The sequence below is a fragment of the Frankiales bacterium genome (assembly GCA_016125335.1).
Classification (GTDB): Bacteria; Actinomycetota; Actinomycetes; order S36-B12; family CAIYMF01; genus Longivirga.
Window position 1 is genome coordinate 117788 of record WGLY01000006.1, and the last position, 15315, is coordinate 133102.

16 protein-coding genes are annotated in these 15315 nt (G+C 75.5%); 6 read left to right on the forward strand and 10 right to left on the reverse strand.

Features of this window, described 5'->3' with window-relative positions; translation table 11 throughout:
- Nucleotides 1-15: 15 nt before the first annotated feature.
- The 7 genes from GC157_04065 to GC157_04095 all read right to left on the reverse strand — a co-directional run bounded on the left by GC157_04065 (nt 16) and on the right by GC157_04095 (nt 4910).
- On the reverse strand, nt 16-429 hold the full coding sequence (locus GC157_04065; protein MBI1376644.1) for a helicase: 414 nt from the start codon (nt 427-429) through the stop codon (nt 16-18).
- Nucleotides 426-749 (reverse strand): hypothetical protein, encoded by a 324-nt coding sequence (locus GC157_04070; protein ID MBI1376645.1) that lies wholly within the window; start codon nt 747-749, stop codon nt 426-428. The genes GC157_04065 and GC157_04070 overlap by 4 nt, the downstream gene beginning before the upstream one ends.
- A gap of 104 nt (nt 750-853) precedes the next feature.
- Complete coding sequence (locus GC157_04075; GenBank protein MBI1376646.1) at nt 854-1087, reverse strand: DUF4244 domain-containing protein; 234 nt, start codon at nt 1085-1087, stop codon at nt 854-856.
- 133 nt (nt 1088-1220) lie between these two features.
- Complete coding sequence (locus GC157_04080) at nt 1221-2042, reverse strand: type II secretion system F family protein (protein MBI1376647.1); 822 nt, start codon at nt 2040-2042, stop codon at nt 1221-1223.
- A complete protein-coding gene (locus GC157_04085) occupies nt 1928-2791 on the reverse strand; it encodes a hypothetical protein (protein MBI1376648.1) in 864 nt (287 codons plus the stop codon). The genes GC157_04080 and GC157_04085 overlap by 115 nt, the downstream gene beginning before the upstream one ends.
- A complete protein-coding gene (locus tag GC157_04090) occupies nt 2623-3846 on the reverse strand; it encodes a TadA family conjugal transfer-associated ATPase (GenBank protein ID MBI1376649.1) in 1224 nt (407 codons plus the stop codon). The genes GC157_04085 and GC157_04090 overlap by 169 nt, the downstream gene beginning before the upstream one ends.
- Entirely contained in the window at nt 3843-4910 is a 1068-nt protein-coding gene (locus GC157_04095) for a chromosome partitioning protein (GenBank protein MBI1376650.1), read from the reverse strand. The genes GC157_04090 and GC157_04095 overlap by 4 nt, the downstream gene beginning before the upstream one ends.
- 224 nt (nt 4911-5134) lie before the next feature.
- Here GC157_04095 and GC157_04100 point away from each other — a divergent pair, with 224 nt between their 5' ends.
- The 6 genes from GC157_04100 (at nt 5135) to GC157_04125 (ending at nt 11613) form a co-directional block, all read left to right on the forward strand.
- Nucleotides 5135-5797 (forward strand): hypothetical protein, encoded by a 663-nt coding sequence (locus tag GC157_04100; protein MBI1376651.1) that lies wholly within the window; start codon nt 5135-5137, stop codon nt 5795-5797.
- Between the two features lie 144 nt (nt 5798-5941).
- Complete coding sequence (locus GC157_04105) at nt 5942-6745, forward strand: HAD-IB family hydrolase (GenBank protein ID MBI1376652.1); 804 nt, start codon at nt 5942-5944, stop codon at nt 6743-6745.
- A 54-nt stretch (nt 6746-6799) separates the two neighbouring features.
- Nucleotides 6800-8239, forward strand: coding sequence for a hypothetical protein (locus GC157_04110; protein ID MBI1376653.1), 1440 nt, complete (start codon nt 6800-6802; stop codon nt 8237-8239).
- 427 nt (nt 8240-8666) lie between these two features.
- Nucleotides 8667-10190, forward strand: a complete 1524-nt coding sequence (locus GC157_04115) for a DUF222 domain-containing protein (GenBank protein ID MBI1376654.1) — start codon at nt 8667-8669, stop codon at nt 10188-10190.
- 125 nt (nt 10191-10315) lie between these two features.
- The gene (locus GC157_04120) at nt 10316-11056 is read left to right on the forward strand and encodes a methyltransferase domain-containing protein (protein MBI1376655.1); all 741 of its coding nucleotides are present in this window, start codon (nt 10316-10318) and stop codon (nt 11054-11056) included.
- Entirely contained in the window at nt 10996-11613 is a 618-nt protein-coding gene (locus GC157_04125) for a GNAT family N-acetyltransferase (protein ID MBI1376656.1), read from the forward strand. The genes GC157_04120 and GC157_04125 overlap by 61 nt, the downstream gene beginning before the upstream one ends.
- A 36-nt stretch (nt 11614-11649) precedes the next feature.
- Here the strand turns inward: GC157_04125 and GC157_04130 are convergent, their stop codons facing one another.
- From GC157_04130 to GC157_04140, 3 genes are all read right to left on the reverse strand, one after another.
- Nucleotides 11650-12423 (reverse strand): 3-oxoacyl-ACP reductase, encoded by a 774-nt coding sequence (locus GC157_04130; GenBank protein ID MBI1376657.1) that lies wholly within the window; start codon nt 12421-12423, stop codon nt 11650-11652.
- The gene (locus GC157_04135; protein ID MBI1376658.1) at nt 12420-13787 is read right to left on the reverse strand and encodes an aldehyde dehydrogenase family protein; all 1368 of its coding nucleotides are present in this window, start codon (nt 13785-13787) and stop codon (nt 12420-12422) included. Before GC157_04135 ends, GC157_04130 begins: the two co-directional genes overlap by 4 nt.
- A gap of 98 nt (nt 13788-13885) precedes the next feature.
- Nucleotides 13886-15253 carry a glutamine synthetase gene (locus tag GC157_04140; GenBank protein ID MBI1376659.1) on the reverse strand — a complete coding sequence of 456 codons (1368 nt, stop codon included), beginning with the start codon at nt 15251-15253 and terminating at the stop codon, nt 13886-13888.
- Nucleotides 15254-15315 lie beyond the last annotated feature (62 nt).

A 15315-nucleotide genomic window follows, 5' to 3' on the forward strand; every position in this document is an offset into this window, starting at 1 on the left:
CCGGCACGGCCGGGCTCAGCGCATGCCGGCTCGGGCGGACTGGGTGGGCTCGGGGAGGCCGCCGAGGACGGCGGCCAGCCAGCGCGAGACCGTCGAGCGCGGCCGAGCCGAGACGCTGACCCGCAGGTCGCCGTCGGACACCTCGCAGGCGCGCAGCGCACCGCCGTTGGCCCGGGCCACCCAGGACGCGGCGCTGCACGCGGATTGCGGCGAGGTCAGCGCCACGGGGGCGCCGGCGAGCGCGGCGAGGTCGGCGGCCGCCGCGGCCCGCTGACGCGCCGCGAGCAGGTCCGTGACGGCCGCCGCGGCGAGCAGCAGCACCACCAGCACCACGGCGAGCAGCAGCGCCATCACCACCGCCGCGCCCTCGTCCCGGCGCGCGCCGCGGCCCTGCCACGGCCCGCGCGGGCGGGGCCGGCGCGCGCTCACGACGGCTCCCGGAGGCTGACCGCGCCGGCCTGCAGGACCACCGGGCCCCACCGCGCGAGCAGGCCGGGCAGGGCCACCGGGCGGCGCACGTCGACCACGAGGTGGTCGCCCTCGGGCCGCAGGTCGACGACGGCGTCGGGCACGAGCCGCCGCGCCTCGGCGGCCACCGCCGAGGACGGCTCGCCGCGTGCCGCGACCCGGGCGCCCGCGCGGGCCGCCTCCCCGACCGCCAGCTGCGCGCCGAGCAGACCGAGCAGCCAGGCCAGCACCAGCGCGACGGCGACGAGCGCCACGGTCGCGACCGCCGCCTCGACCACCACCGCCCCGGCGTCCCGGGCCGGGTCGGCACACCGGCCGCACGGCTCCCGCGAGGGGCGGAGGCCCGGGTGGTGCGCACCACCCGGACCCCCGCGGCGTCGCTGCATCAGCCGAGCCCGAAGAAGGAGAGCGCGGCGCGGATGATCCACTCGAAGATGGACTTGATGATGGTGAGGAACCAGTCGCTCGTGAGCAGCTTGATGAGGATGCCGCCGAGGCCGGCCGCCGCGACGGTGACGACGGCGTACTCGGCGGTGGCGGCCCCGGTGTCGCCCGCCCCCGGGGCGCCGAAGCGCCGGGGGGTGCGGGTGATGGCACGGGCGATGACTCGACGGGTCATGCAGACCCCTCCTCGCGGTTGACGCCGGCGACCCTCGCCGGCGCCGGGAACCCTGCGGCGCCGGCGGCCCGGCGGGCCGGGGCCGGCCGACGGCCCTGGGGACGAACGACGGCGGCGACGCGCCTGGGGACGGTCACAGCAGCCCCGCCGTCCACGACGCGACGAGCGGGACGACGCCGAGCAGCACGAACGCCGGGAGGAACGCCAGCCCCAGCGGGGCGGTGAGCCGGACCGACACCGTGCGGATGCGGGCCTCGGCCCGCGCCCGGTGCTCGGCCCGGGCCCGCTCGGCGACCCGGGGCAGCAGGTCGGACAGCGGCGCGCCCGTGGACGCCGAGCGCGCGACGGCGCGGGCGAGCCCGGCAAGCGGGCCGTGCCGCTCCACCGAGCGCCAGGCCTGCGCCGGGTCGGCCCCGAGCGCGACGGCCGACAGCACGGGCCCGAGCGCCGTCGCCGCCGGGCCGCCGACGGCCGCGGCGGCGGCGCGCACCGAGGCCTCGAGCGTGGCGCCGGAGGCGAGGCACGCGGCGACGAGGTCGACCACCAGCGGGGCGGACCGGGCGAGCTGCTCGCGCTCGCGCCGGGCCCCGGACCGCTCGAGCCGCGCGAGGGCCACGCGCAGCCCCGCGGCGGCGACCGCCCCCACCAGCACCCCGCCCGCACCGCCGAGCACCAGGGCCACGGCCACGCCGGCCGCGACCGCGGCGAGCGTGCGGCCGGGCACCGCGCCGGCGAGCCCGGCGGCCGGTGCGCGCGGGCCGACGGACCGGGCGCGGCGGGTGCCGCTGCCGGGCAGCGCGAGCAGGACGGCGGCGGCCGCGGCGACCGCGAGCAGCGCGCTCACAGCGCCTGCTCCAGCGCGCGGGTGATCCGCCAGGCCCACACCGCGCCCAGCACCTGGAGCAGCGCGCCGGCGGCGAGCACCGCGCGGCCGGCCGGGGTGCCCAGCAGCCAGCGGAGGGGGTCCGCCCCGAGCATCGAGCCGAGTGCGAGCCCGAGCACCGGCAGGCCCGCGAGCACGACGGCGGTCGCCCTCGGCTCGGCCAGGCCCGCGGCGAGCTCGTCGCGCACCCGGCGGCTCTCACGCGCGGCGTCGGCCAGCGTGGTCAGCGACGAGGCGAGCCCGGCGCCGCTGCCCTCGGCGACCTCCCAGCACGCGGCGACGCCGGCCAGCAGCGGGTCGCGGCACCCGTCGCGGCGCAGCGCGTCGACGACGTCGGCACCGGACCGTGCCGCGGCGGCCGCGTGCGGGACGACGACCGTCGCGTGCGGCGCGGCCAGGAGAGCCGCGGCAGCACCGCGGCCGGCGCGCAGCTCGGCCGCCACGGCCTCCAGCCACTCCAGGGCGAGCCCCTCCGTCCGTCGCCGCGCAGCGGCGGGCCGCGCGGCCAGGCCCGCGGGCAACCGCGCGAGCAGCCCGGCGGGCCGACGGCGCGGACCGGCGCCCGGCGACGGGGCGCTGGGACGGCCTCGAAGCCGCGGCGGCAGGGCCGCGAGCAGCGCGCCGGCGGCGAGCAGGCCGAGCCACACCGGGCTCACGACGCGTCCGCGGCGCCGGCGCCCGCCGCACCCCCGACGCGAGGGTCCGGCGCGGCGGTGGGGGCCCAGCGGCCGAGCCGCTCGACCAGGGCGTCGAAGGCCGGCCCGCGCACGACCGGGCCGTCGCGCCGGGGCCAGCCGAGCGCGTCGACCAGCACCGTCCACCCGTCGGCGTCACGACGGGCCAGCGACAGCGAGCGCCACCGTCGCAGCCCGTCGCGGTCGCGGACGAGGTGGACCACGACGTCGAGGCCGGCGGCGACCTGCGCGTGCACGGCAGCACGGTCGAGCCCCGCGGCCAGGGCCAGCGACTCGAGCCGGGCCGGCACGTCGGCCGCGCGGTTGGCGTGCACCGTGGCGCAGCCGCCCTCGTGGCCGGTGTTGAGCGCCGCGAGCAGGTCGACGATCTCGGCGCCGCGCACCTCCCCCACCACGATCCGGTCCGGGCGCATCCGCAGCGACTGGCGCACCAGGTCGCGCATGGTCACCGCGCCGGCGCCCTCGAGGTTGGCCGGCCGCGCCTCGAGCGCCACCACGTGCGGGTGCTCCGGCGCGAGCTCCGCGGAGTCCTCCACCAGCACGATGCGCTCGGCCGGGTCGCACAGGCCCACCAGGGTGGCCAGCCACGTCGTCTTCCCGGTGCCGGTGCCCCCGGTGATGAGCACGGCCAGACGCGCGTCGACCACGGCCCGCACCCAGGGCACCACCTCGGCCGGCAGCGACCCGGCGCGGACCAGGTCGTCGAGGGTGAACGCGCGGCGCCGCGGCACGCGCAGCGACAGCGTGGTGCCCGTGCGGGCGACCGGGGCCAGCACGGCGTGCAGCCGGGTGCCGTCCGGCAGGCGCGCGTCGACGTAGGGGGCGCTGTCGTCGAGGCGGCGGCCGGCGAGCGAGGCGAGCCTCTGCGCGAGGCGGCGCACGGCCGCCTCGTCGGGGAAGCGGACCTCCACCCGCTCGACCCCGGCACCGCGGTCGACCCAGACGTCGCCGGGGCCGGTGACCAGGACGTCGGTGACGGCGAGGTCGCGCAGCAGCGGCGTGAGCGGGCCCGTGCCGGTGAGCTCGCCGTGCAGCCGCTCCGCCTCGGCGAGGAGCACCCCGGCGCCGAGCAGGACGCCGTCCTCGCGCAGGGCGCGGGCCACGTCGGCCGTGGTGGGCGGTGCCCCGCCGGCGACCAGCCGGGACCGCACCCGGTCCACCACGCCGGGGTCGAGGGTCATCGCGGCACCGGCGGCGGCACCAGCCCGGCGGGGGCGAGGGTGGTCGCCACGAGCTCGTCGCACGTGCGGGCCAGGCGGCTGCGGCGCGACACCGCGTCGCCCCGGTCGACCGCGGCGGCCAGCCGCGAGTCGTGCCCGATCTCGGCGACGACGTCGAGCCCGAGCCACAGCGCGAGCTCGTCGGGGTCGAGGCTGCTGTGCGGCAGGTGCCGGGCCACGAGCCCGGTGCGCGCCCGCGCGGCGAGCCAGGCGGCGGGTCGCATGCTCGCCGACGCGCCGCGGACGTCGAGCGGGACGACGAGCAGCACCTCGTCGCACCGCGACACCAGGGTGGAGAGCAGGTCCGGGTGCCCCCGCGGCAGGTCGACCACCACCGCGTCGAACGCCGACGCGGCGCTGTCGAGCACGGCCGGCACGGCGGCCACGGGCAGGGGCTCGGCACCACGGCCGAGGGCGAGGACGGCGACACCGTGCGCCTGCGGCAGCGCGGCGCGCAGGGCGTCGGCCGGCACCAGGCCGCGCACGCCGTGCAGCTGCTCCCACCGGGCGCCGTCGGCGTCCTCGCAGCCCAGCACGAGGTCGATGCCGCCCGACCACGGGTCGCCGTCGACGAGCAGCGCGGCCTGGCCCGCGCGCGCGGCGGCCAGCGCCAGACCGGCGGCGAGCACGCTGGCCCCGGAGCCGCCGGCGCCGCCCACGACGCCGAGCACCGACCCGGGCCGCTGCGGCGCGTCGGCCGCGGCCACCAGCTCCACCAGGCGCGACTCCTGCTCCGGCAGCTCGAGCACGTGCTCGGCCCCCACGTCGACCGCGAGCCGCCAGGTGTCGGCCGCGGCCTCCCCGCGCACCACGGCGAGCACGCCGGGACGCCTCCGCAGCCCCGCGGCCGCGGCCTCCGCGAGCAGCTCGGCGCCGACCAGCACGAGGGGCGCCGAGGTCCACCCGCGGCGGGCCTCGGCCGCACCGGGGACGGCGTCGACGTCGCGACCCGCCGCGGCCGCCACCCTCCGCACGTCGTCGAGCAGGTCGGGGTCTCGGGTCAGCAGCAGCGGCCGGGGGCTCATGCGGGCGAGGCTGGGCGGTGGCGCGACCGGTGTGAGCGGCGTCTCCCCCGCTCTGGGGACGACGCGCGGGGACGCACCGCATTGGGGACGACGGGGCACTCCGCGTCGGCGGCGGCGTCCGCCATGCGACGCCCCGCAGATGCGGCCGGCCCGGGGCGGTTTCGCCCTCCCCTGCACGGGAAGCGCGACTGCCCCGAAAGAACCGCACACCCAGGGAGGTACGCATGGCGGACCGCACTCAGACCGCACCCGAGACCTACCGCGGGCACACGCACCAGACCGTGTGGAACGAGCGTCTGGTGGCAGGTGGGGCGGGCACGGAGGCGCTGGCGGGACTCGCCGCCGTGGTGCTCACCATCCTCGCCCTCACCGACATCCTGTCCCAGACGATGACGGCGATCGCCGCGATCGTCCTGGGCGGAGGTCTGCTCGTCGAGGCGAGCGCCGTCGCCGCCCGATGGCGCTCTCTGCACCAGATGACCGGTGGCGGACGGGACGAGGCGATGCTCGGCGGCGGCATGAGCGCCGAGATGATCGCCGGGGCCGGCGGTGTCGCGCTCGGCGTCCTCGCCCTCATCGGCATCGTGCCGGACACGCTGCTCGCAGTGGCGTCCATCGCGCTCGGAGCCGCGCTCGTCCTCGGCTCCGGCACCCAGCAGTCGCTCTCGCCGATGGGCTGGGACTCCTCGCCCGTCCCGCAGCAGGTGGCCCAGGCCGGTGCCGGCGGCGAGCTGCTGGTCGGACTGGCCGGCGTGACGCTCGGTGTCCTGGCGCTCGTGCTGGCGATGCCGATGCTCACCACGATCGGCCTGCTCACGGTCGGCGCCGGGATGTTCCTCGGCGGCAGCACGCTGTTCGCCCGGATCGGCACGGCGATGAACCGGTGACACGCACGCCTGCGAGGCACGACGCCCCCTTCCCGGGCGCCGTCCCCGGGTGAGCGACCGAGCGGACCCGCGGCCCCCGTCGCGGGTCCGTTCCGGGTCGTCGCGAGCGGCTCGACGCCGTCCGCGACGACCTACCATCGGCACATGACGCGCAGCGCCGCCTTCTTCGACCTCGACAAGACGATCCTCGCCAAGTCGAGCTCGCTGGCCTTCGCGCGCCCCTTCTACAAGGGCGGCCTGATCGGCCGCGCCGACGTGCTCAAGAGCGCCTACGCCCAGTTCGCCTACGTCACCGGCGGGGCCGACCACGACCAGCTCGAGACCATGCGCGCCTACATGTCCGCGCTGGTGCGCGGGTGGGACGTCGAGCAGGTCCGCTCGATCGTGGCCGAGACCCTCGACGAGATCGTCGACCCGATGGTCTACGAGGAGGCCGTCGACCTCATCGAGGAGCACAAGGAGGCCGGGCGCGACGTCATCATCATCAGTTCGTCCGGCACCGAGGTGGTGGAGCCCATCGGCGAGCGGCTCGGCGTCGACCGCGCGCTCGGCACGCAGGTGGCCGTCGTCGACGGCAAGTACACCGGCGAGATCCTCTTCTACGCCTACGGCCAGGGGAAGGCCGACGCGATCCTCGCGCTCGCGGAGGAGAACGACTACGACCTCTCCGAGAGTTACGCGTACAGCGACTCGATGACTGACCTGCCCATGCTCGAGGTGGTCGGGCACCCCGTGGCCGTAAACCCGGACGCGCCGTTGCGCCGCGTCGCCGTCGAGCGCGGCTGGCCGGTGGTCGACTTCGCCCGCCCGGTCGCGATGCCGACCGTGCGCCAGCGACTCGCGGCGGTCAACACCGCCGGCAACCGCCGCACCGCCCTGCGGGTGGGCGCGGCGACCGTGGCGCTCGGTCTCGCGTGGTACGCGAGCCGCCGGCGGGGGACGGCGTAGGCCGCGATGACCCCGGCGCGCCGTGACCCCGGTGCGTCGGCCCGTGCGCGCGGCGTGACGGGCGACCCGCTCGACCGACGGCTCGACCTCGACCACCTCGACGAGCCCCTCGACCTCGAGACCCTCGGCGACGGCCACGAGGCGCCCTACCTGTCGGAGCGCGCGGCGGCGGCCCTCGAGCGCACCGGCGTCACGCCGTGGCTGCGCCGGCACCGTCGCCTCGTCGGGTCCGTGGCGGTCCTCGCCCTCGTCGTCGCGGCCGCGGCGGCGGTGTGGGCCGCGACCCGGCCGGTTCCTCTCGCGGACCAGCCCACGGTGGTGGTCACTCCGAGCGGCGCCGACTCCGAGCAGGTGCGCCTCGGAGGGCCGGCCGACCTGCCGACGGTGAGCCAGGCGGTGCAGGTGACCTCGGCCGAGCCGCCGGACGTCGCGGTCTCCCTGGTCGGCCTCACGGGTCCCACGCTCGTGCCGGATCCGCGGGCGCAGCCCGTGCCGGTCACCACCGCCGACGAGGGCCACACCCTGCGCGCCGGAGCGCGCATCGACTGCTCCGCGCAGGACTCCCTGGGCGCCGCGCTGGCCGCCACCACCGGCGACTTCGCCGTGATCGTGCGACGCACCTCCGCCGCCGGCGAGACCCGTGACGACCCGGTGCCGCTGCGCGGCGCCACCCGGCTGCTCGGCGTCGTGCGCCAGCAGTGCCTCCAGGTGCAGGCCGACCGCACGCTCACCGTGGGCCCCGTCGACGTCACCGACCTGCCCGCGGCCGTCGGGCTGCGCCTCGACGTCGCGGTCGCCACGGCGCAGGGCGCGTGGTGGTTCGACCGCGCCGTGGGCCCGGCGGGCTCGGCGTTCGTGGGCCTCGGCGCCCCGGTGATGGCGACGCCGGACCGGCCCGCCCACGTGCTGCTCGAGCTGCACCCCACCGACTGCGGCCACCCGCTCGCCGACATCGCGGACGGGATCCCCGTGCCGGCCGCACCCGCCGACGCCCTCGACTCGCTCGGCGGCACGCCTCCGGCGATCCAGCTGGCGCTGCCCGCTTCCGCGACGGGCACGATCGAGGAGCACCTCGCGCGGCTCTGCGGGATCCATGCCGTCACCGCCGTGGTCCCGCAGGTCATCGTGCACGGCGGGTCGAGCGACGCCGCGGGCGGCACCCTCGAGCTGTCCGTCACGCTGACCGTGCCGGACGGCTTCTACGTCGACGTCGCCGACGTCACCTCCGACGGCGGGCACGTGCAGCCGACGCAGGGCCACCTCCAGGTGACCGACGGCGCGTCGCGCACCACGCTCACCTGGACGCCGCCGCCGTGCGAGCGACTGGCGTCGACCGGCGTGCCCCCAGTGTCGATCGCGGTCGCCGCGGTCGTGGGCGACCGCGTGGTGGAGCGGCCCTACCTCGTCGCGCTCACCGGCGACGAGCTGCGGGTGGGCGTGCAGCGCCTGTGCGGCGACGCCGTGGCCGAGGCCGTGCTGCCCCCGCGCGACTGAGCGCGATCGCCGCAGCACGACCGCACGCGCTCCCGCGGTCGGTGTCGGTGTCGGTCGGTGTCGGTGTCGGTGTCGGTGTCGGTCGGCGCCGAGCGACCGCAGCGCGCTGCGCGCTGCGCCCCGTCGGGGAGCGTGACGCGCGCGCGGTGTCGGTGTCGGTCGGCCCCGAGCGACCGCGTTCGCGCCGCGTTGCGCCCCGTCGGGCGCGTGACGCACGCGCGGTGTCGGTGCGCAGTGTCGCCCCGGCCGGCTCCCGTTCTGATGGCGCTGCTCGCGTTCCTCGAGGGTTCAGCCGTCCACACCCTGTGGACAGTCGAGCGGCGAAATACGTTGGGATTGCTGGGGATTGGGGGTTGCGCCTGTCAGGGGTCTCCGATAGCATTCCTACATTCGTTCGAACCCCAGCCGATCCCGTGGGAGGTGCCCGATGACCGTCGTCGACGACCGGGACACCGCCCCGGGCTTCCGTTCGGTGGGTCTCGGGTTCCACCCGGACTGGGACGTGCACGACCCGATCGCGTGGCTGACCGGCGACCCGAGCGCACTGCTGCCTCTGCTCGACCAGCCCGTCGACGCGACCGACCTGATCCTGCTCGAGCAGGTCGACGTCGAGGCGATCACCGAGCCGGCCGAGCTGATCGACTACCTCTCCGTGGTGGGGCGGCTCGAAGCCCGGCTGGCGTCATTGCGTCTGGCGGCGGAGGCGGCGTTCGCCGCGAAGTCGTGCCCGGACCCGAGGGTCAGCAGCTCGTACGCGGAGGCAGCGGCCGAGCAGGAGGTCGCCTACGCCACCCGCAACAGCGCCTACGGCGCGTCGAAGGAGATCGAACGCGCACTCGCGCTCAAGGAGACCTTCCCGGGGTTCCGTGCCGCGCTGGCCGCCGGGGAGATCACCGAGCGGCACTGCGCCGCCCTGGTCGACGCGACCCGGTACATGACCGACCCCGACGTGCTGGCCACGATCGAGACCGCGGCGCTGGAGAAGGCCCGCACCCTGACCGCCTCGGAGCTGCGCAAGCACCTCGACAAGCTCATCGCCCGCCACGACCCCGCCGCGACCGTCCGCGCCCACAAGGCCGCGGCGACGAGGGACGTGTACCGGCAGCCGATCGGCGATGGCATGGCGTTCCTCGGTGTCACGCACCAGGCGCCCGTGATCGACGCCGTGTTCGACGCGATCCAGGCCGCGGGCAAGGCTCTGCGCGCCCAGCGCGGCGGGGCCGAGGCGCTGCGCGCCGGGAACGACGACGCAGCGTCGGGTGCCTGCCGCGCGGACGCCCTGGCTGCTCTGGTCCTCGGTGACCGGGGCGAGGACGGCGAGCTGGTCTACGACGCGTCGCGGACGCAGACCGAGCTGCACGTCGTGATGGACCTCGACACCCTGCGCGCGGAGCGCGACGGGCTCGCACTCCTGAACGGAACCCCGATCCCCGCACCCATCGCCCGTGAGGTCGCCGCGGTCGCCGACTGGTGGCGCCGCCTGGTCGTCGACCCGGTCGACGGCCACCTGCTCGACTACGGCACCCGCCAGTACCTGCCCGCAGCGCTGCGCGACCACGTGCTGCACCGCGACCCGATCTGCCGGCGTCCCGGATGCACGCGCCGCGCCCAGGAGATGGACCACGCCCTCCCGTTCCCCCAAGGCGCGAGCGACACCACCAACTGCGGCGGCCTGTGCTCGCGCTGCCACCAGGTCAAGACCGCGGGACACGCGACCATCGAGGACTGCGCCGCCGACGGCTCGGGCACGTGGGTCACCCGATGGCGACAACGCATCCGCATCCCGGCCCAGCCCGTTCTCGAACCACCGCAACGACGAGCATCGACAGCCGTCGCACCAGGTGCCCGGCCCGGTGCCGCACACGTACGGCCCCACGCCGATACGCCGGAGGGCGAGGCACCCGACCCCGGCGGGCGCACAGCCGACCCACCCGAGCACCCGCCCTTCTAGGGGGTGGCGCGCTCGGTCTCCGGCCGCGGGCTCGTTCTGCCACGCGGGCTCCCCGTCCCGCGCGGACGCAGGGATAGGTTCGGTCCCGTGGAGGAAGCACACCGAGGCCGGACGACGCGGGGTCAGTGACCTTGACTGAGTCCACGGGGAGCGTCTGGTCGGGCCTGGCAGCCGACTACGAGCGAGCGAGAAGCAGGGAGGACTCGCTCGACCGACTCGTCGAGTGGCCGGCGCAGCGGGAGATGCTCGGCGAGGTCCAGGGACTCTCCGTGCTCGACCTCGGGTGCGGCAACGGTGCGAAGCTCGCTGAGCTCGTCCGAGACGGCGCGGCCGCCGCTGTAGGTGTCGACATCGGCGGGAGCTTCGTCCAGGCACTTCCACCAGGGCTCGAGCTCATCCACGGTGACCTCAACGAGCTGGGTTCGTTGCCGGCACTCACCGGGCGCACGTTCGACCGGATCCTGTTCCTGCAGTCCTTCGGGTACGCCCAGGACCCGGTCCGCATCCTGAGCGACGCGCGGGCCAGGCTGACCGATGACGGGTTCGTCCTGCTCACCCGGACCCACCCCGTCCGCTACGCCCTCGAGCGTTCGGAGCAGAACGGGACGACGCTGGGCGAGGAGTACTTCTCCCACGACACGTACACCTACCAGACCGCGTGGAACGAGCAGATCGCACTGACCAAGCGTCCCTACACGTTCGCCGACCTGCTCAACACCTTCAGCGCGGCAGGGTTCTGGGTCGAGGCGGCTCTCGAGCCACAGCTGTCCGACGAGGACCGGCGCCGTCACCCGCACAAGGGGCGATGGATGGACCGGTATCTCGGCATCATCGTCTTCCGGCTCCGGCCAGTCCCGTCGGTGTAACCCGGCCCGACGCCGCGGCCGGGGCTTACCGTCAGCCGGCTCCCGCCTCGATCCGGTCCTGGGCGTGCGCACGAGCAGCACCATGCCCGCTGCGGGGAGGGGGTCGTAGGGTCGGCGGCGTGGAGCTCGTGCTGCGGGAGACGACCCCCGAGGACCTGCCGATCCTGTTCGAGCACCAGCGCGACCCGGTGGCGGCCGCCATGGCCGCGTTCGCGTCGCGCGACTGGGACGCCTTCGTGGCCCACGAGGCGATGATCCGGTCCAACCCGGCGCTCATCCGCCGGACGATCGTGGTGGACGGCGAGGTGGTCGGCAGCCTCGGCTGCTTCGGCGACGAGCAGCGCGAGGTGGGCTACTGGGTGGGCCGCGCGCACTGGGGGCGCGGCATCGCCACAGCGGCGCTCGCCGCGTTCCTCGGCGAGGTCACCGAGCGGCCCCTGCTCGCCCACGTCGCGGCGACGAACACCGGCTCGGCGAAGGTGCTCGAGCACTGCGGCTTCGTCGAGGTCGCACGCGAGCAGACCGACATCGAGGAGATCGTCTACCGGCTCGCCTAGTGCTGCCGGCGCAGTGACCGGGCGCCGCGAAGGGCGTCAGAGCGGCGTGACGTAGGCCCCGCTGATCCCGCCGTCGACGAGGAAGTTGCTCGCCGTGACGAACGAGGCGTCGTCGCTGCCGAGGAAGGCGACCGCGGCCGCGATCTCGCTGGCCTCCGCGAACCGTCCGAACGGGATGTGCACCAGCCGCCTCGCGGCGCGCTCGGGGTCCTTCGCGAACAGCTCCTGGAGCAGCGGGGTGTTGACCGGCCCCGGGGACAGCGCGTTGACCCGGATCCCCTCGCGGGCGAACTGCACGCCGAGCTCGCGGCTCATCGAGAGCACGCCGCCCTTCGACGCGGTGTAGGAGATCTGCGACGTCGCCGCGCCCATGGTGGCGACGAACGAGGCGGTGTTGATGATCGAGCCCTTGCCCTGCCGCTGCATGTACGGGATCACCTCGCGGCAGCAGAGGTACACCGAGGTGAGGTTCACCCGCTGCACGCGGTCCCACGCCTCGATCCCGGTGGTGAGGATCGAGTCGTCGTCCGGCGGCGAGATGCCGGCGTTGTGGAACGACACGTCGATGCTGCCGTACGTGTCGAAGGCGGTGCGGAACATGCGGGCCACGTCGTCGGCGTCGGTGACGTCGGCCCGCACCGCGAGCCCGTCGACCTCGGCCGCGACCGCTCGGGCCGCCTCCTCGTTCATGTCGACGACGACGACGCGGGCGCCCTCGGAGGCGACGCGCTGCGCCGTCGCCCTGCCGATGCCGCTGCCCCCGCCGGTGATGACGACGGTGCGCTCTGCGTAACGGTCCACGGATCTCAGCCTTCCGTCGAGATGAACACGTTCTTGACCTCGGTGAACGCGTGCAGCGCGTCCGGTCCGAGCTCCCGGCCGAGGCCGGACTTCTTGAAGCCGCCGAACGGCGTCCAGTACCGCACCGAGGAGTGCGAGTTGACCGACAGGTTCCCGCTCTCCGTGGCCCGGGCCACCCGCAGCGCCCGCCCCACGTCGCGGGTCCAGATCGACCCCGACAGGCCGTACTCGGTCGCGTTGGTGAGACGCACGGCGTCGGCCTCGTCGTCGAACGGCATCACCGACACGACCGGGCCGAAGACCTCCTCGGTCATCAGCGGGTCCTGCTCGGACGAGGGCATCACGACCGTCGGGGGGAACCAGAACCCGCGGCCGTCCGGCACGCTGCCCTGGATGAGCACCCGCGTGCCGTCGGGCAGGAACGACGCGACGGTGTCGCGGTGCGCCGCGCTGATGAGCGGCCCCATCTCGGCGGAGTCGAGCGAGGGGTCCTCCACCCTCACGCCGAGCACGGCCGGCTCCAGGAGGGCCAGGAACTCGTCCAGCACCGAGCGCTGCACGAGGATCCGCGAGCGGGCGCAGCAGTCCTGCCCGGCGTTGTCGAACACGCCGTAGGGCGCGGTCGCGGCCGCCTTCGCGAGGTCGGCGTCGTCGAAGACCACGTTGGCGCTCTTGCCGCCGAGCTCGAGGGTGACGGCCTTCACCTGCCGGGCGCAGCCCTCGGCCACGCGGATGCCCACCTCGGTCGACCCGGTGAACACGACCTTGCGCACGTCCGGGTGCGTGACGAACCGCTCGCCCACCACCGAGCCCTTGCCGGTCAGCACCTGGAAGACGCCCTCGGGCACGCCCGCCTCGAGCGCGAGCTCGCCGAGGCGCACCGCCGTGAGCGGGGTGAGCTCGGCGGGCTTGAGCACCACCGTGTTGCCGGCGGCGAGCGCAGGCGCGAAGCCCCAGCCGGCGATCGGCATCGGGAAGTTCCACGGCACGATCACGCCGACGACGCCCAGCGGCTCGTGGAACGTGAGGTCCACGCCCCCGGCGACGGGGATCTGCTGGCCCAGCAGGCGCTCGGGCGCACCGGAGTAGTACGCGAGCACGTCGCGCACGTTGCCGGCCTCCCACCGCGCGTTGCTGATCGTGTGCCCGGAGTTGCGCACCTCGAGCTGCGCGAGCTCCTCGAGGTGGTCGTCGACCAGGGCCGAGAACCGGCGCAGCAGCCGGGCCCGGTCGCCGGGGGCGACGTGGCGCCAGCTCTCGAAGGCCGACCGGGCGCGGGCGATCGCCGCGTCGGTCTCCTCGACCGACAGCGACGGGACGGAGGCGACGACCTCCTCGGTCGCCGGGTTCACGACGTCGTGCAGGGCGGTCACGGGGGTCCTCTCGGTGCCGGGTCGGCGGGGTGGGTCCGACGTGGCTGATCCTGCCGCCGCGGCCCGGGACGTCGCCCGCCGGGGCCCGGCGGCGGGGCTCAGAGCCGCTCGAAGCCGCGGTAGCGCTCCCAGTCGGTGACGGTCCGTGCGAAGGCCTCGAGCTCGATGCGGCCCATGTTCGTGTAGTGCTCCTGGACCTCCGCGCCGAACGTCTCGGCGACCCACTCGGAGCCGGACCACAGCGCCACGGCGTCGTCGAGCTGCCACGGGACCCTCTCGCCGCCGGAGGCGTAGGCGTTCCCGGTGTACTCCGGGCGCAGCTCCATCCCCTTCTCGATGCCGTCGAGGCCCGCGGCGACCATCGCGGCCACGGCCAGATATGGGTTGACGTCGCCGCCGGGCACCCGGTTCTCCAGCCGAAGGCTCGCGCCGCCGCCCACCAGGCGCAGCGCGCAGGTGCGGTTGTCGCGGCCCCACTCCACCGACGTCGGGGCGAACGACCCGGGGGCGAATCGCTTGTAGGAGTTGATGTTCGGCGCGAACAGCAGGGAGAGCTCGCGCAGATGCGCCAGCTGCCCGGCGATGAACTGGCGACCCACGTCGGACAGCCCGTGCTCCTCGTCGGCGTCGTCGGCCATCACCAGCGAGCCGTCGGTGCCGCGGAAGGACAGGTGGACGTGGCAGGAGTTCCCCTCGCGCTCGTCGTACTTCGCCATGAAGGTGATCGCCCTGCCCTCCTGCGCGGCGATCTCCTTGGCCCCCGTCTTGTAGACGACGTGGTTGTCGCAGGTGCGCAGCGCCTCGTCGTAGAGGAACGCGATCTCGTGCTGCCCGAAGTTGCACTCGCCCTTGGCGCTCTCGACGGTCATGCCCGCACCGGCCATGCCGAGGCGGATCCGGCGCAGCAGGGGCTCGACGCGCGAGGTGCCGATGATGGAGTAGTCGACGTTGTAGAGGTTGGCCGGGTGCATGCCGCGGTACCCGCTGCGCCAGGCGTCCTCGTAGGTGTCGTCGAACACGATGAACTCGAGCTCGGTGCCGACGTACGCGGCCATGCCGGCGTCGGCGAGGCGCGCGAGTTGGCGCTTGAGCACCTGGCGCGGCGAGGCGACGACGTCGCTGCCGTCCAGCCACACGACGTCGGCCTGCACCATCGCGGTGCCGGGGTGCCACGGCACGCGGCGCAGCGTGGCCAGGTCGTGGGCCATGACGAAGTCGCCGTAGCCCGCGGTCCAGCTCGACATGGCGTAGCCGTCGACGGTGTTCATGTCGACGTCCACGGCCAGCAGGTAGTTGCAGCCCTCCGTGCCGTGCGGCAGCACGTGCTCCACGAAGTACGGCGCGTGGACCCGCTTGCCCTGGAGCCGGCCCTGCATGTCCGTGATCGCGACGATCACGGTGTCGATGGCGCCCGCGGCCACCTCGGTCCTCAGCTGCTCGACCCCGAGCGTGCTCTGGCTGGACATCTCGTCGTCTCCTCCTACGCGTCGAGGGCGGGGGTCGCGTCGCCGCGACCCCCGCCCCCCTG

Excerpts from the sequence above, each read along its gene's own strand:
- GC157_04125 (MBI1376656.1), top strand. The coding sequence starts at position 10,996 with ATGGATGGACCGGTATCTCGGCATCATCGTCTTCCGGCTCCGGCCAGT.
- GC157_04100 (MBI1376651.1), top strand. The coding sequence starts at position 5,135 with ATGGCGGACCGCACTCAGACCGCACCCGAGACCTACCGCGGGCACACG.
- GC157_04075 (MBI1376646.1), bottom strand. The coding sequence starts at position 1,087 with ATGACCCGTCGAGTCATCGCCCGTGCCATCACCCGCACCCCCCGGCGC.
- GC157_04140 (MBI1376659.1), bottom strand. The coding sequence starts at position 15,253 with ATGTCCAGCCAGAGCACGCTCGGGGTCGAGCAGCTGAGGACCGAGGTG.
- GC157_04090 (MBI1376649.1), bottom strand. The coding sequence starts at position 3,846 with ATGACCCTCGACCCCGGCGTGGTGGACCGGGTGCGGTCCCGGCTGGTC.
- GC157_04105 (MBI1376652.1), top strand. The coding sequence starts at position 5,942 with ATGACGCGCAGCGCCGCCTTCTTCGACCTCGACAAGACGATCCTCGCC.
- GC157_04115 (MBI1376654.1), top strand. The coding sequence starts at position 8,667 with ATGACCGTCGTCGACGACCGGGACACCGCCCCGGGCTTCCGTTCGGTG.
- GC157_04095 (MBI1376650.1), bottom strand. The coding sequence starts at position 4,910 with ATGAGCCCCCGGCCGCTGCTGCTGACCCGAGACCCCGACCTGCTCGAC.